We start from the raw sequence: 292 nt of genomic DNA, 5'->3' as shown, positions 1-292 counted from the left end.
CGGATGATACGCTGCGGTGAGCTGCTCGGCGCGGCTGGCGGACGATGCGCCCGCTGTCGACGTAGGGCGCTCAGCGGCCGCGCCGTCGTCTCCTCCCGCATCGGCGACCTTGCGGTCCCCGCCTGCACCAGGCGACGACGCCTGATTGCCGGATGAACCGGCCAACTGTCCGCCGTTCCCCTTGCCGTCGCCCTTGCCACCGCCCGAGCTGCCTGCAGCGCCAGACGACGCCGATGGTCCGCCCTCGGTAGCGGACTCGCGATTGGCGGCGGCGACAGACGCGGGATCGTCC

At 72.6% G+C, this 292-nt stretch carries 1 pseudogene; it reads right to left on the bottom strand.

The features are described from left to right. A pseudogene (locus tag PA598K_RS37145) lies at positions 1-292 on the bottom strand (hypothetical protein); the annotation flags it as partial.

Source organism: Paenibacillus sp. 598K, assembly GCF_003851045.1.
Lineage (GTDB): Bacteria > Bacillota > Bacilli > Paenibacillales > Paenibacillaceae > Paenibacillus_D.
This window is presented reverse-complemented; position numbering and strand designations above follow the sequence as displayed.